Origin of the sequence: Siculibacillus lacustris, from assembly GCF_004328075.1 — a bacterium.
In the GTDB taxonomy this organism is placed as follows: Bacteria; Pseudomonadota; Alphaproteobacteria; order Rhizobiales; family Ancalomicrobiaceae; genus Siculibacillus; species Siculibacillus lacustris.
In genome coordinates this window covers 24129-39676 of record NZ_SJFN01000040.1, presented here as the reverse complement: position 1 = coordinate 39676, position 15548 = coordinate 24129, and the positions used below count along the sequence as shown (strand labels likewise).

Annotated in this window: 9 protein-coding genes; 2 read left to right on the top strand and 7 right to left on the bottom strand. The window is 66.5% G+C overall.

Annotated elements, in window-relative coordinates; genetic code table 11:
* Both EYW49_RS19785 and EYW49_RS19780 read right to left on the bottom strand, forming a co-directional pair.
* A partial coding sequence (locus tag EYW49_RS19785) for a transposase (RefSeq protein ID WP_131311358.1) occupies positions 1–221 on the bottom strand: 221 nt, incomplete at its 3' end.
* 28 nt (positions 222–249) lie between these two features.
* Positions 250–843 carry a CHAP domain-containing protein gene (locus tag EYW49_RS19780; protein ID WP_131311357.1) on the bottom strand — a complete coding sequence of 198 codons (594 nt, stop codon included), beginning with the start codon at positions 841–843 and terminating at the stop codon, positions 250–252.
* Positions 844–2059: 1216 nt separating this feature from the next.
* Here EYW49_RS19780 and EYW49_RS19775 point away from each other — a divergent pair.
* Positions 2060–2644 carry a DUF2087 domain-containing protein gene (locus EYW49_RS19775; RefSeq protein ID WP_131311356.1) on the top strand — a complete coding sequence of 195 codons (585 nt, stop codon included), beginning with the start codon at positions 2060–2062 and terminating at the stop codon, positions 2642–2644.
* Positions 2641–3549 carry an alpha/beta fold hydrolase gene (locus tag EYW49_RS19770; RefSeq protein ID WP_131311355.1) on the top strand — a complete coding sequence of 303 codons (909 nt, stop codon included), beginning with the start codon at positions 2641–2643 and terminating at the stop codon, positions 3547–3549. The genes EYW49_RS19775 and EYW49_RS19770 overlap by 4 nt, the downstream gene beginning before the upstream one ends.
* 21 nt (positions 3550–3570) lie before the next feature.
* On the opposite strand, the gene glgX is transcribed toward EYW49_RS19770, so the two are convergent.
* From glgX to EYW49_RS19745, 5 genes are all read right to left on the bottom strand, one after another.
* Positions 3571–7809: a glycogen debranching protein GlgX gene (gene glgX / locus EYW49_RS19765; protein ID WP_131311354.1), complete on the bottom strand. Its 4239-nt coding sequence runs from the start codon at positions 7807–7809 to the stop codon at positions 3571–3573.
* A gap of 29 nt (positions 7810–7838) precedes the next feature.
* Positions 7839–9296: a glycogen synthase GlgA gene (glgA, locus tag EYW49_RS19760; protein WP_131311353.1), complete on the bottom strand. Its 1458-nt coding sequence runs from the start codon at positions 9294–9296 to the stop codon at positions 7839–7841.
* 11 nt (positions 9297–9307) lie between these two features.
* Positions 9308–10588 carry a glucose-1-phosphate adenylyltransferase gene (gene glgC, locus EYW49_RS19755; RefSeq protein ID WP_131311360.1) on the bottom strand — a complete coding sequence of 427 codons (1281 nt, stop codon included), beginning with the start codon at positions 10586–10588 and terminating at the stop codon, positions 9308–9310.
* Between the two features lie 48 nt (positions 10589–10636).
* Complete coding sequence (gene glgB, locus EYW49_RS19750; protein ID WP_131311352.1) at positions 10637–12856, bottom strand: 1,4-alpha-glucan branching protein GlgB; 2220 nt, start codon at positions 12854–12856, stop codon at positions 10637–10639.
* Positions 12857–12975: 119 nt separating this feature from the next.
* Complete coding sequence (locus tag EYW49_RS19745) at positions 12976–15459, bottom strand: glycogen/starch/alpha-glucan phosphorylase (protein WP_131311351.1); 2484 nt, start codon at positions 15457–15459, stop codon at positions 12976–12978.
* Between the last annotated feature and the right edge of the window lie 89 nt (positions 15460–15548).

The following is a 15548-nucleotide window of genomic DNA, read 5'->3' as shown; positions in this document are numbered from 1 at the left end:
TAGACCGACGACCATTTGCCGAAGAATTCGGGCAAATCGCGCCACTGGGCGCCGGTGCGGGCGATCCAGAAGACGCCGTCGAGGACACGCCGATGGCCCTGAGGTCGCCGGCCGCTGTGCGGGCCACGTCTCGTCACGAAGGGTTCGAAGAACGCCCATTCCTCGTCGCTCATCAGGTCTCGAATCAACGCCGCCGCCCTCCGAAAGCGACGTTGAATCATTCCTGGACCCGAAGGGGAATCCTATTCCTCAACAGGACCTAGATTGTGGAACATAAGATTCCACCACCGCAACATGTCCAGGGCCCGTCAACACCGAATTTCCCTTCATAAAAACGAGCAAATCACCTTGGCGAACATGGAGAGGATCGTTCACAGCTTTCGCAGCACTAAAATAGGACGCAGCGGAAGTATCTCTCTGCACGGATTGCGAATCCGGCTTCTTTCCACGTGCAATCAAGTAATTTGTCACAAAACCAGAACAATCTATACCCATGTTTTGGTCAAAATATGATTGAACTGTTGTTTGAGAAGGATTTTGTATATGATTTTCGTAGAGGGCCCACTGGAGAGCGAGACCATAATCTTCCGGAGAACCCTTGCCCATTGCGGCAGTCCGAATACGTTCCTTGTACTGGCGGAACCAGGCATCTTTAGGTGATCCGGCGGTCACAGCAGCAAATTCGGTGGCTTGACTCGAGCCCGCCGCCCAATTCATCATAAAATACTTATTGAGACTTACCGTGACAGGAATGACCGACGTCACTCTCTTGAGATTGTCCTGAGCCTCTATATTTACAACAATATTGCGGTACCTGAGCATAAACTGCAGCGGCGTTATCATGTTTCCAATCTCCACTCCCTAGTCACATCGTTCATTTTATTGGATTTCCGATTTTTCGCAGTGGCGATGTACACCGCTTACTCACCGCAGAATCCACCAAGCCCCGTAACTTCGCCCCTGGTATAGGAAAAGACCTAAACCGAATTACATCAGTTACACATATTTCATTTTCTGTTATTTTTGATATAGCAACATATATACTCGTAATCACTTCTGGCTCTCTGCTCTTTTCATGTGCCAGGATACGAACAATAAGCGCAGCAGGATTCGATCGAATACCGTCTACACCAACCCTCCACTCAACTTTATCACCCAAACTCGACATCGAACGAGTAACCATGTCTTGGTAGTTGAGAGGGAAAATCCGTTTTGATGGATCAACGACATTGATCGACAAGCGACCTGATTCAACCTGTCGAACGTGCAAACTATATCCAAGTACTCCTGGGCAAACCAAAAAAGGGGTTTCGTTGGGATCGTCTTCATAAAAGACTTAGTACAGTACTTTTCATTTATACTTGTGTATAATGAATCCATTTTAATCGTTTTAGCATCTGCTGTATTGCAGAGAAAACCTGATAAGGCGACCAAGAAAAGAAGGCGGCCAGCTAAGGAATCCATTTTCAACATGCCTCCTTGTGGCATTTTCCGACCTCACCGCGAATTCGTCGATAACAATATCCACGTTTGGCTATATCACTAGCGATAATACCACCTCCGGTTTTGTAAACCCATAGCTCTTACGTCTTAGAGCCACAAGTTGGTTTCTGTTGACGTCGCACCAGCGATCCCGGTCCGCTGAATCCGGAAGGTCCAGGCCCCGATCGAAGATCACATAATGCGCTGCCGAACCGGATCGCACGAAAATTCAACAAATTGACGAGCCTTCTGTGGCTTACTACTCGCTAAGACAAGACTGCTGACTGCCACCTCAGTTTCGTCCTAATTGCGATCATTCGACTATGGCTACGCATCTCGTCAACGGGGCAAATGAGCGCGCGCAAAGCACGCGATTCCCAAAGATCTTGCATTTACCGCCGCGGCGGATTATCCCTACCGCCATCGGTCGGCAGTTCACCGAGGCGTCGCTCCCCGTAGGGGGTCTAGACCTGCCATTCTTCCCGTGACGTTCGACACCCGTTTCCCGCGTGCCGCCGTCGACAAGGGCGACCATCGACGATCCTTTGCCTGCGGCACGACGCAACGAGGTCGAACGATGTCCAGATCCCCCCTCCCCTTCGCCGCGAACGACATCGCGGGGCTCGCCCGCGCGCTCGAACGCCAGCTCGGCGCCCACGACGGACCGCCCGGTCACGTCGAGATGCTCAACATGCTGGCCCGCGCCGGCGGCTTCGCCAATTACCAGCACTTCCGCGCCCAGGCCGAGGCTCTCGACCGGCTCGCGACCCCGACCCCGCCGGCCCCGCCGATCGACACCGCGCGGCTGACCCGGATCGCCGGATACTTCGACGGCGAAGGAAAATTGATGCGCTGGCCCGGCAAGGCCAATCATCGCGTCGACTGCCTGTGGGTGATGTGGTCGCGCCTGCCCGCCCGGCTGGTGATGCACGAGCGCGAGATCAACCGGCGCCTCCGCGACGAGCACCGCTTCGGCGACCACGCCCTGCTGCGGCGCGAGCTGGTCGACGGCGGCCTGATGTGGCGGACCCTCGACGGCACCGAATATCGCCGTATCGAATCGCCGCCGCCGCCGGAGGCGCTGGCGCTGATCCGGCTGCTGGCCCGGCGCGCCGCGCCGCAGGGCCCGTCCCCGACGCAGGGAGAGGAGGCGAGCCGATGACCCCCTCCCCCGACGACCGCCGCCGCAGGGGTGCGACGATCCTCGCCACCTACCGGGTCGAAACCTCCGCCGACGGCCTCGAATATGCCACCCGCGGCGACGGCCCCGCCGTCCTCGCGCTGCACGGCGGGCTCGGCGGCTGGGACCAGAGCGCCCTGCTCGATCACCTGCTCGCCGGCGAGGTGCCGCATACCGCGCTGGCCGTGTCGCGGCCCGGCCATCTCGGCTCGCCGGCGGGCCTCGGCCGCGACGCCGACGCCCAGGCCGACGCCTACGCGAGGCTCCTCGATCGGCAGGGCTTCGCCGATGCGGTGGTTATGGCGATCTCCGGCGGCGGGCCTTGCGCGCTGGCCTTCGCCCACCGTCATCCCGAGCGCTGCCGCGGCCTGGTTCTGGTCTCGGCGGCGACCGATCGGCTGATCCCCAAGATGCCGCTGGCCTTCCGGATCCTGATGCTGGCGGCGCGGATCAAACCGCTGGTCAACTTCCTCGCGGCGCGGGCCGCCCGCGATCCCGAGCGTGCCGATCGCCGCGCGATCCCCGATCCGGACCTGCGGGCCCGCGTGCTCGCCGATCCCGATACCGCGGGAGCGCTCTCCGCGCTGCGCGCCTCGCTGTTCGCGCGGCTCCCCGAGCGGCTCGGCGGGCTGGCCCTCGACCTCGACCAGTGTCGCGACCAGCGCACGCCCGAGCCGGGCGCGATCGCCTGCCCGACGCTGATCGTCCATGCGGTCGACGACGTGGTGGTGCCCCATGCCATGTCGGCGCGGCTCGCCGAGCGCATCGCCGGGGCCGAGCTGATGACCCTCGAGGGCGGCGGCCACATGGCGTTGTTCACCGATCGGCGCCGCATCGCCGATGCGGTCGCGCGCTTCCTCGCCGCCCTGCCGCCGCCGAAGGCGTGAGGCGACCTCCGGCCGCCCCGCTCAGCGCGGGGCGCGTCGGCGGGCGGCGAAGCCCGCGAGGATCGCCCGGGCGAGCGGGCTCTCGAACAATTCGACGTCGTCGAGGGCGAGGCGGCGGCGCCAGTTCGGGCGCTGGCGGTCGGTGCCGGGCAGGTTCAGCCGTTCGGTCTCGCCGGCGAGATCGTCGGCCTGGACCAGCGCCAGGACGGACCGCCCGCCGGAGATCCAGGCATGGATCGCCGCGGCGATCTCGGCCGGCATTCCGTCGTCGAGCAGTTCCTCGTCCCATTCGACCGACAACAGCCCGACGTGGATCAGCGAATCGACCAGCAGGCGCTTCTCCTGCTCGCGATCTTCCGCCGCCTGGGCCAGCGCCTCGGCCGAGGTGGTGCCGAGCCGCAGCATCTCGACGATGTCGGTGCCCTCCCACCAGCCGGCCAGCGTCGCGAGGTCGTGGGTGGCGACGCAGGCCGCGCCGAGGCGGGGATAGCGGGTCGGCGACATGAAGTCGCGACCGTCGCGCTCGAACCACAGCACCTGATAGGACAGCACCTTGGCTTCGGCCAGCCGCTCGCGGAAGCCCCACGGCACGGTGCCGAGATCCTCGCCGACCACCACGCAGCCGGCCCGCCGGCTCTCCAGGGTCAGTTGCCCGAGGAGATCGTCGAAGGGCTGGTCGACATAGGCGCCCTCGCCGCCGCGCGCGCCGTCGGGCACCAGGAACAGCCGCCGCAGCCCGAGGACATGATCGATGCGCAGCGCCCCGGCATGGGCCATGTTGGCGCGGATCAGTTCCGAGAAGGCGCGGTAGCCGGTGCGCGCCCAGGCGTAGGGGTTGGGCGGCGGCAGCGACCACACTTGGCCGTCCGGCGAGAACGGATCGGGCGGCGCGCCGATCGACACCGCGCGCATCAACTGATCGCCGGCCCCCCAGGCCTCGGCCCCGTCGGGCGCGCAGCCGACCGCCAGATCGCGATAGAAGCCGAGATCGAGCCCGGCGGCCCGCGACCGCGTCGCGGCCTCGGCGAATTGGGTCGCGGCCAGCCACTGCAGGAACATCGAGCGTTCGACGGCGCGGGCATGGGCCAACCGGAAGCCGATCACCCCGGACGATTCGCTGGTCGCCAATTCGCTCGGGAAGCCCGACGCGGTCGAGGCGCCGTGCTCCGCGGCGATCGCCTCGAAGGTCGCGAACCGCTCGAGGCCTTCGCCGCCCTGGACCACGAAGGCCAGGAAGGCGGCGACCAGACCGTCGCCGGGCCGCCGCTCGCGCAACGCCTCGAAGGCCCGGAAGGCGGCGTCGAGTACCGTCACCTTGGCCGCCCAGACCGCAGTGTAGTCGATGTGGGCGAGGCCGGCGAGGCGCCCGAAGATCGGGGCCGCAGCGGCGAGATCGGTCTCGACCGCGCTCGCCAACGCCTCGGGCAGGCGCGTCACGTCGATGTAGATCGGATCGAGGAAGCGCCGGTCGGAGGGCGAATAGGGGCTCGCCCGCTCGCGGTCCTGGGGGAACAGGGCGTGGATCGGATTGAGACCGATGGTCACAGCGCCGACCGCGGCCGCGGCGGCGCCGGTGCGGCCGAGGGTGGTGAAGTCGCCGATGCCCTGGTCGCCGGCGCTGCGCAGCGCATAGAGATGGGTGGCGATGCCGAAGGATCGGACGTCGCCGTCCCACTCCGCCGGCAGATGGGTGGTGCGCGGCGCCACGGTCAGGGCCGTGGACTCCTGCGACCCGTCGATGCGCAGGGTGTAGCGGCCGAGCGGCAGGTCGGGCAGCGCGATGCGCCGTTGCAGGATCACCCGCCCGTCGGCGGTGGTCACCCGCTCGGTGCGTCCGTCGCCGGGCTGGACCACCAGCCCGCGCGCCTCGCCGATCGCGTCGGTGATCTCGAGGGCGAAGGAGCGCAGGCCCCGCGACGGCGCACCGCCGAGCGGCACCTCGCAGGGCGCGCCGGAAAACACCGTCTGGGCGAAGGGCAGCGGCCGACCGGTGGTCTCGGCGATCAGGCGATCGTAGCTGTCGCGCGCCTCGCCGAGCGTCGTCGCCGGCAGGCCCATGGCCGCCAGCACCGCTCGCTTGGTGTCGTCGCCGACCTTCACGCAGTTGCCGGAATTGTCCCACCACTCCGGGGCGATCCCGGCGGTACGGGCGAGCCGATCGAGGGTACGCGGATCGGCGCGGACCGCCCGCACCTCCTCCGGCACCGGCTCCTCGACCACGAACACCACGGCGCGGCCGTCGATCGCGAATTTCGAGGCCGCCACCGGCTCGCGGTCGGGATGGGCGCTGTCGAGCACCATCCGCCAGCGATGCCCCGATCGGGCCATCGGCGGGATGAACACCGAGGCGCGCAGGTCGGCCGACACCACGACCGCCACCCGGTCGAACTCGCCGCCGTGGTCGACCACCGTGAACACCGCGGCGAGGCGATAGTTCTCCGGATCGTGCCAGTCGCGCGCCGCCAGCGGGCGGCCGTCGAGATGGCGCCATTCGACGTCGGCGAGGCCGGAATCGTCGACCGGCTCGCCGATCGGCGGCTTGTCGTCGTGCAGCGCCGGATGGGCGCGCCGGAGGTCGAGCAGCCGCCGGGTGAAGTCGACCAGGCCCGAATCGACCTTCGACCAGTCGAACCACGAGATCGCGTTGTCCTGGGCATAGGCGTTGTTGTTGCCGCCCTGGGTGCGGCCGCATTCGTCGCCCATCGACAGCATCGGCGTGCCGCGCGAGCCGAGCAGCGTGGCGATCAGCGCCCGCACGTCGCGCGCCCGCGCCGCGACGATCGCCGGATCGCTGCTCGGGCCTTCGACACCGTGGTTCCACGACTGATTGGCGTCGCTGCCGTCGCGATTGTTCTCGCCGTTGGCGAGATTGTGCTTGCCCGTATAGGACACCAGATCGGCGAGGGTGAAGCCGTCGTGGGCGGTGACGTAGTTGACCGAATCCGAGGCCTTGCGTCGGCGCCCGGCGAAGACGTCCGAGGAGCCGGCGAGCCGGGTCGCGAGGTCGCCGACCAGCCCTTCGTCGCCGCGCCAGAAGCGGCGCATGGTGTCGCGGTAACGGTCGTTCCATTCGCCCCAGGTCGCCGGGAAGGCGCCGAGCTGGTAGCCGCCGGGACCGATGTCCCAGGGCTCGGCGATGTGGATCAGGGTACGCAGCACCGGATCCTGCTCGAGCGCCGCCAGGAACGGCGCCGCCGCATCGAACCCGGCCCGCCGCCGCCCCAGCGTCGTCGCCAGATCGTAGCGGAAGCCGTCGAATCCGCCGCGCAGCGCCGAGACGCGCAGCGCCTCGAGGCCGATCCGCATCATCGCCTGCCGATCGAGCGCCGGCACGTTGCCGCAACCGGCGTCGTCGACGTAGCGCGAGCGATCGTCGGTACGGGTGCGGTAGTAGAGGGCGTTGTCGAGGCCGCGTAAGGATACTGTCGGCCCGTGGTGGTCGCTCTCGCCGGTGTGGTTCAGCACTACGTCGAGGATCACCGCGATCCCCACCTCGTGCAGCGCGTCGATGGCGGTGCGGATCTCGCTCCAGCCGCCGGGCGCGAGCCGCGGATCGGGGGCGAGCGGGGTGATCGGGTTGTAGCCCCAGTAGTTGGTCAGCCCGAGCGGCGCGAGATGGCGTTCGTCGAGCCAGGCCCAGATCGGCATCACCTCGACCACGTTGATCCCCAGCCGGATCAGGTGGGCGATCGCCGCCGGATGGGCGAGGCCGGCGAAGGTGCCGCGGATCGCCTCGGGGATGTCGGGATGGAGCTGGGTGAAGCCCTTGACGTGGAGCTCGTAGACCACCCGGTGCTTGGGCGAGATGCGCGGCCGGATCACCGGCTGAAGCGGCTCCGGCGCCTCGACGATCGCCTTGGGCACGTGGATGCCGCTGTCGATGCGGTCCTCCGCGGCGCCGCGGGCGCGCTGGTCGAACAGGGCGGGATGCAGGCGGAACGGCCGGTCGATCTTCTGAGCGTAGGGATCGACGATCAGCTTGGCCGGGTTGAAGCGGTGGCCGTCGGCGGGGTTCCACGGGCCGTCGACGCGCAGGCCGTAGCGGGTGCCGACCGGCAGCCCGTCGATGCGGCCGTGGAACACCGGCCCGGTGCGCGACGGCAGACGGATGCGTTCGATCTCGCGGTCGCCGGTCGCGTCATAGACGCAGAAGTCGACGGCGGTGCCGTTGGCCGAGACCACCGCGACGTTGACCCCCTCGCCGTCATGGGTGACGCCGAGCGGCTCCGTCGCGCCGGGACCGATCGCACCGTGGATCATCGTCGTCGTCCCTCCCCCGTGCGCCACCGTCAGGCGCCGCGCTCGACGACCAGACCACGGTAGAGATCGGCATAGCGACCGGCCGAACGGGACCACGACACGTCGGTCTTCATGGCGTTGCGCATCAGCCGCCGCCACAGTGTCGGGTCGGCGTGCAGGCGCGCGACCCGGGTCAGAGCGCCTTCGAACTGCTCCTGCGACAGGGGCGAGAACACCACGCCGGTGCCGGTACCGGCGTCGATCGCCATCTCGTTGGCCTCGATGATCGTGTCGGCGAGGCCGCCGACCCGGCTCACCAAGGGAATCGCGCCGTAGCGCAAGGCGCACAATTGGGTCAGCCCGCAGGGCTCGAAGCGCGACGGCACCAGGATCACGTCCGACCCGCCCTGGATCAGATGCGCGAGCGACTCGTCGTAGCCGATGGTGCAACCGATGCGACCGGGATTGGTCGATGCGGCGCGCTGGAAACCGGCGGTGAGATCGGCGTCGCCGGAACCGAGCAGCACCAATTGGCCGCCGAGCGCCAAGATCTTGTCCATGCCGGCGAGCACCAGATCGAGGCCCTTCTGCCACGACAGGCGGCTGACCACGCCGAAGACGATCGCCTTGGGATCGTCGACGAGGCCGAAGCGCCGGCACAGTTCGGTGCGCACCAGCCGCCGCCCCAGGGGCGAGGAGACGGTGTAGTGGGCCGGCAGCAGCGGATCGGTGGCCGGATTCCACACCGTGTCGTCGATGCCGTTGAGGATGCCCGAGACGACCGCCCGACGCGAATTGAGCAGGCCCTCGAGGCCCATGCCGTTCTCCGGCGTCAAGATCTCGTCGGCATAGGTCGGCGACACCGTGGTGATCCGATCGGCGAAGCGCAGGCTCGCCTTGAGGAAGCCGATGCCGCCGTAATATTCGATGCCCTCCATGCCGAAGGCATAGGACGGCAGGCCCATCATCGGCATCAGCGAGGCCGGGAAGCGACCCTGGAAGGCGATGTTGTGAATGGTGGTGACCACGCCCGGCCGGCGCCGGCCGTCGTAGGTCAGATAGGCGGCGACCAGTCCGGTCTGCCAGTCGTGGGTATGGACCACGTCGGGCACGAAGGCCGGGACCGCGCCCATGGCGATCTGCGCGGCGATCCACGACAGCGCCGCGAAGCGCACCGCGTTGTCCTGCCAGTCGGCGCCGCCCGGGGCCTGATAGGGGCTGCCGGGCCGGGCGTAGAGATGCGGCGCATCGACCACGAACAGCTCGAGCCCCGCCGCCTTGCCGGCCAGCACCCGCGCCGGCCCGCCCCACAGCTCCTCGATCGCCACCACCGTCGAGGCGATCTCCAGCGCCGCCATCACCGACGGATAGCCGGGAACGACGGTCCGGACCTCGACTTCGTGAGCGGCGAGCGCTCCCGGCAGGGCCCCCGCCACGTCGGCCAGGCCGCCGGTCTTGATCAGCGGATAGAGTTCGGAGACGACAGACAGAACCTTCAGAGCCGACATGCCCGACTCCGTCACTTCGCGAGGCGATCGATCATCGGCTGCGTGATCAGACAAATGCCGCTCTCGGTGCGGCGGAAGCGCAGCGCGTCGAGTTCGGGATCCTCGCCCACCACCAGCCCGTCGGGCACATGGGTGCGCGCGTCGACCACCACGTTGGTCAGGCGCACCCCGCGACCGGTCGAGGCATAGGGCAGGATCACCGCATTCTCGACGTGGCTGTAGGAGTTGATCCGCACCCCGGTGAACAGCAACGACCGCTTGAGGAAGGCCCCCGAGACGATGCAGCCGCCCGACACCAGCGACGACACCGCCGAGCCGCGCCGGCCGTCGATGTCGTGGACGAACTTGGCCGGCGGGGTGATCTCGCCATAGGTCCAGATCGGCCATTCGTTCTCGAACAGGTCGAGTTCGGGCACCACGTCGGTGAGATCGATGTTGGCTTCCCAATAGGCGTCGATGGTGCCGACGTCGCGCCAATAGGGCTGCGCCTCGGCGTGCGAGCGCACGCAGGAACGCGAGAAGTGGTGCGCCACCGCCTTGCCGTTCTTGACGATGTAGGGGATCAGGTCCTTGCCGAAATCGCGGCTGGAATGGGGATCGGCGGCGTCGCGGTCGAGCTGGTCGAACAGGAACTTCGCCTCGAACACGTAGATGCCCATCGAAGCCAGCGACTTGTCGGGCTTGCCCGGCATCGCCGGCGGATCCTTCGGCTTCTCGACGAAGGACACGATACGGTCGGTCTCGTCGACGTGCATCACGCCGAAGCCCTTGGCCTCCTCGCGCGACACTTCCAGGCAGCCGATGGTCACGTCGGCGCCCTGCTCGACGTGCTGCTGGAGCATCTGCTCGTAGTCCATCTTGTAGATGTGGTCACCCGCCAGGATCACCATGTACTTGGGATCGTAGTCGCGGATGATGTCGAGGTTCTGATAGACCGCGTCGGCGGTGCCGGCATACCACTGCTCTTCCGAGACGCGCTGGCTGGCCGGCAGGATGTCGAAGCTCTCGTTGCGTTCGGGACGGAAGAAGTCCCACCCGCGCTGGAGATGGCGGATCAGCGAATGCGCCTTGTACTGGGTCGCCACGCCGATGCGGCGGATGCCCGAGTTCATGGCGTTCGACAGCGCGAAGTCGATGATCCGCGACTTGCCGCCGAAATAGACCGCCGGCTTGGCGCGGCGATCGGTCATCTCCATCAGGCGGCTGCCGCGCCCGCCCGCCAGAACGTAGGCCATCGCGTGCCGCGACAAGGGGGCACCCGCGGCGTGCTGGCGTGTCGTGGTCGTCGGCATCGTGTTCATGGAACCTTCCTCCCGGTCGGGCACTCTTGTCATGGGGGCTCACTCGCCCTGGTATTCGAAGTACACCGTCGCCAACGGCGGCAGTCGCATCAGGGCCGACACCGGCAGGCCGTGGGCCTCTTCACCATCGGTCCACACCGCACCGTCGTTGCCGAAGTTCGAACCGCCATAGATCGCCGCGTCGGTGTTGAGAATCTCCCGCCAGCGACCGGCCAGCGGCAGACCGACACGATAACCCTCGCGCGGCACCGGCGTGAAGTTGGAGATCGCCAGAACCGGCGGATCTTCGGGTCCACCGGACCGGAGGAAGGCGAACACCGACTGATCACGGTCCTCGACCACCACCCAGCGGAAGCCTTCCGGCTCGCAGTCGCGAGCGTAGAGAGCGGGCACCTCGCGGTGGATGCGGTTGAGGTCACGGATCAGCGTCTGCACCCCGAGGTGATCGGGGAACTGCGTCAGGTGCCAGTCGAGGCTCTGATCCGACTTCCACTCGTCCCACTGGGCGAATTCCTGTCCCATGAACAGGAGCTTCTTGCCCGGATGGCACCACATGAAGCCGTAGTAGGCGCGCAGGTTGGCGAACTTCTGCCAATGGTCGCCGGTCATGCGGCGGATCATCGAGCCCTTGCCGTGCACCACTTCGTCGTGGCTGATCGGCAGGACGAAGTTCTCGGCGAAGGCGTAGAGCAGACCGAAGGTCAGGTCGTCGTGGTGCCAACGGCGATGGATCGCCTCACGCCCCATGTAGCCGAGCGTGTCGTGCATCCAGCCCATGTTCCACTTGAAGCCGAAGCCCAGGCCACCGGCATAGACCGGGGCCGAGACGCCGCTCCACGAGGTCGATTCCTCGGCGATGGTGATGGTGCCGGGATAGAGCTCGTAGCACAGCTCGTTGACCCGCCGCAGGAAGGCGACCGCGTCGCGATTGTCGCGTCCGCCGTCTTCGTTGGGCGACCACTCGCCTTCCTTGCGCGAATAGTCGAGGTAGAGCATCGACGCCACCGCATCGACCCGGAAGCCGTCGACGTGGAAGCGATCGAGCCAGTAGAGCGCGCTGGCGGTCAGGAAGTTGGCGACTTCCTTGCGGCCGAAATCGTAGATCGCGGTGTTCCAGTCGGGATGGAAGCCGCGCCGCGGATCGGCGTGTTCGTAGAGCGGGCCGCCGTCGAAATGGCCGAGCCCGTGCTCGTCGGTCGGGAAATGGGCCGGCACCCAGTCGATGATCACGCCGATGTCGGCGGCATGGGCGGCGTCGACGAAACGGGCGAAGGCCGCCGGATCGCCGAACCGCCGGGTCGGCGCGAACAGGCCGATCGGCTGGTAGCCCCAGGACATGTCGAGCGGATGCTCGCTGACCGGCATCAGTTCGATGTGGGTGAAGCCCAGCGCCTTGACGTAGGGGATCAACCGCTCGGCCAGTTCGTCGTAGGTCAGGAAACGGTTCCAGTCGCCGCGCTGCCACGAGCCGAGATGGACCTCGTAGATCGACATCGGCTTGCGGCGCGGGTCGCCCTGGGCGCGCGCCGCCATGTAGGCGTCGTCGGTCCAGGTCAGGCGGTCGGTGCGGTCGACCACCGAGGCGGTCGAGGGCCGGATCTCGCTGGCGAAACCGAAGGGATCGGCCTTGAGCGGCAGCAGCCGGCCGTCGGCGGCGATGATCTCGTATTTGTAGACCGCGCCGACGCCGACGCCGGGGGCGAAGATCTCCCAGATGCCGCTGTCGATGCGCTTGCGCATCTGATGCCGGCGGCCGTCCCAGGCATTGAAGTCGCCGACCACCGAAACCCGCGACGCATTGGGCGCCCAGACCGCGAAGTTGACGCCCTCGACGCCCTCGTGCTCCAGGACCTGCGCCCCGAGCCGCTCGTAGAGCAGGCGATGGGTGCCCTCGACCAGCAGATGGTCGTCGAGCGGCCCGAGCACCGGACCGAAGGCGTAGGGATCCGCGAGCTCCCAGGAGCCGCCCTTGTTGCCGGCGTGGATCCGGTAGCGCGGCGGCGGTGCCGAGACCTTGACCCCGCGCTTGCGCTTGATCACGCCCTCGAAGAACCCGGCATCGTGGGTCTTGTCGAGCGCGGCGAGCACCTTGCCGTCCTCGCCGACCACCTCGACCGTATCGGCATGGGGCACGAAGACGCGCACCGCGAACCCGCCCTTGACGGCATGCGGCCCGAGAACCGCAAAGGGATCACCATGACGCCCGGCGACGATCGCCTCGACGTCGGTTTCGCTCGCCTTCGACAACTGTTCGCTCATCCGTGCCCCCTCTGGAGACAATTCGCCTGCGGCCCCGAAGGTTCCGAAGGCTCCGTTTCCGTTTCGCGGGCCGACCCGGGAGTCGGGCCGGTCCCGCGAAGGGAACCACGTCTCTCCGGTCAGCCGTGTGGCGGCCGCACCGAAACATTCCAGATGTCCTCGGCATATTCGGAAATCGTCCGATCCGAGGAGAACCAGCCCATGTTGGCGGTGTTGAGCGCCGCCGACTGACGCCAGGCGGCCTTGTCCCGCCACTTCCGGAACACGGCCCGCTGCGTAGCATAATAGCTTTCGAAATCAGCCGTAACCATGAAATAGTCGTGGTAGGTCAAGGCATCGACCAAGGGCTTGTACCGATCGGGTTCTCCCGGAGAAAATACGCCGCTACCGATAGCATCGAGGACTTCGGCAAGGATCGCCGACTTGGCGATCGTTTCGCGCGAGTCGATGCCGAATGCCCGATGTTTCGCGACTTCTTCGGTGGTCAAACCGAAGATGAAGATGTTGTCGTCTCCGACATGTTCCTTCATCTCGACGTTGGCGCCATCGAGCGTGCCGATGGTCAACGCACCGTTCAAGCCGAACTTCATGTTGCCGGTACCGGAAGCCTCCATGCCGGCGGTCGAGATCTGTTCGGACAGATCGGCCGCGGGAATGATCTGTTCCGCCAAGCTGACATTATAGTTGGGTAGAAACACCACCTTGAGCTTGCCGCGCAGGGTCGGATCGGAATTGACCACCTTGGCCACGTCGTTGGCGAGCTTGATGATCAGTTTGGCCTGCGCGTAAGAGGCCGCGGCCTTGCCGGCGAAGATCTTGACCCGCGGAATCCAGTCGCGAGTCGGCTGCGCCCGCATCGCGTCATAGACCGCGACGGTCTCGAGGATGTTGAGCAGCTGGCGCTTGTATTCGTGGATGCGCTTGATCTGCACGTCGAACAGCGCGTCCGGATCGACCTTGATCTCCAGCCGGTCGAGGATCACCCGGGCGAGGCGTTCCTTGTTGGCGCGCTTGACCGCCGCGAACTGCTGCTGGAAGGCCATGTCGGAGGTGTGGGGGATCAGATCGGTCAGGCGGCTGGCATCGTCGAGGAACGCCGGTCCGATCGTCTCGGTGAGCAGCCGGGTCAATCCCGGGTTGGACTGGTAGAGCCAGCGCCGGAAGGTGATGCCGTTGGTCTTGTTGACGATCCGCCCCGGATAGACGCGGTTCAGGTCGTTGAACACCGTGACCTTCATCAGGTCGGAATGCAGCGCCGAGACGCCGTTGACCCGATGCGAGCCGAGATAGGCGAGATGGCCCATGCGCACCCGGCGCCCGCCCGCCTCGTCGATGATCGACAGCGCCGACAACAGCGCCCCGTCGACCTCGCCCTTCTCCTTCATCTCGTCGAGATGGAGGGCGTTGATCAGATAGATGATCTGCATGTGGCGCGGCAGCAGCCGCTCCATCAGCGGCACCGGCCAGGTCTCGAGCGCCTCGGGCAGCAGCGTGTGGTTGGTGTAGGAGAAGGTCCCCACCGTCATCTTCCACGCGGTCTCCCACTCGACGTCGTGAATGTCGACCAGGATGCGCATCAACTCGGCCACCGCGATCGCCGGATGGGTGTCGTTGAGCTGGATCGCCACCTTGTCCGGCAGGGTCTCGAGCTTGGGATGCTGGTTGAGGTGGCGCCGGATCAGGTCCTGCAGCGACGCCGAGGCGAAGAAGAACTCCTGGCGCAGGCGCAGCTCCTGGCCGGCCGGCGTGGCGTCCGACGGATAGAGCACCTTGGAGATTGCTTCGGCCTTGACGCGTGCCGCCGCCGCTCCGACGTGGTCGCCGCGGTTGAAGGCGTCGAGGCGCAGCGGATCCGGCGCCTTGGCCGACCACAGACGCAGGGTGTTGACGTGCTGGCCGCGCCAGCCGGCGATCGGCGTGTCGTAGGCGATGGCCATCACCGTCTCGGCCGGACGCCATTCGTGGCGCACCGTGCCGTCGCGCTCGTTCAGCGCCTCGACCCAACCGCCGAAGCCGATCGGATAGGCCACTTCGAGCCGCGGGAATTCCCAGGGGTTGCCGGCCGCCAGCCAGTCCTCGGGATATTCGAGCTGCCAGCCGTCCTTGATGCGCTGGCGGAACAGGCCGTGGTCGTAGCGGATGCCGTAGCCGTAGGCGGCGATCGACAGGGTCGCCATGCTCTCCATGAAGCAGGCGGCGAGCCGGCCGAGGCCGCCGTTGCCGAGCGCCGCGTCGGGCTCGACGGTCTTCAGCATGTCGAGATCGACCCCGAGCCCGGCCAGCGCCTCGCGCACCGTGTCGGTCATCTCGAGGTTGCCCATGGCGTCGAACAGCAGGCGCCCGATCAGGAACTCGAGGCTGAGGTAGTAGACCCGCTTGTCGTCGTCGCGGTAGGTGCGGGTGGTCGACTCGATCCAACGATCGACGACCTCGTCGCGCACCGCCAGAGCCGTGGCGAAGAACCAGTCGTGCGCACTGGCGGTGATGGCGTTCTTGCCCACCCCGTACTTCAGCTTCTCGACGATCGCTTCGCGAATCTCGTCGACCGTTCTGGCCGCCCGACCGGCCGACGCCGGGGTCGATCCGTTTGTCGCCTGATCCATCGCCTGCGCTCCCTCTGTGAAATCCCCGACAGCGGCCGACCCCACGCCGTGCGCGAGTCGTCGGACGGTCCACCCGGTGGCATCGATGC

Excerpts from the sequence above, each read along its gene's own strand:
- EYW49_RS19775 (WP_131311356.1), top strand. The coding sequence starts at position 2,060 with ATGTCCAGATCCCCCCTCCCCTTCGCCGCGAACGACATCGCGGGGCTC.
- EYW49_RS19780 (WP_131311357.1), bottom strand. The coding sequence starts at position 843 with ATGATAACGCCGCTGCAGTTTATGCTCAGGTACCGCAATATTGTTGTA.
- glgA (WP_131311353.1), bottom strand. The coding sequence starts at position 9,296 with ATGTCGGCTCTGAAGGTTCTGTCTGTCGTCTCCGAACTCTATCCGCTG.
- glgC (WP_131311360.1), bottom strand. The coding sequence starts at position 10,588 with ATGCCGACGACCACGACACGCCAGCACGCCGCGGGTGCCCCCTTGTCG.
- glgX (WP_131311354.1), bottom strand. The coding sequence starts at position 7,809 with ATGATCCACGGTGCGATCGGTCCCGGCGCGACGGAGCCGCTCGGCGTC.
- glgB (WP_131311352.1), bottom strand. The coding sequence starts at position 12,856 with ATGAGCGAACAGTTGTCGAAGGCGAGCGAAACCGACGTCGAGGCGATC.
- EYW49_RS19770 (WP_131311355.1), top strand. The coding sequence starts at position 2,641 with ATGACCCCCTCCCCCGACGACCGCCGCCGCAGGGGTGCGACGATCCTC.
- EYW49_RS19745 (WP_131311351.1), bottom strand. The coding sequence starts at position 15,459 with ATGGATCAGGCGACAAACGGATCGACCCCGGCGTCGGCCGGTCGGGCG.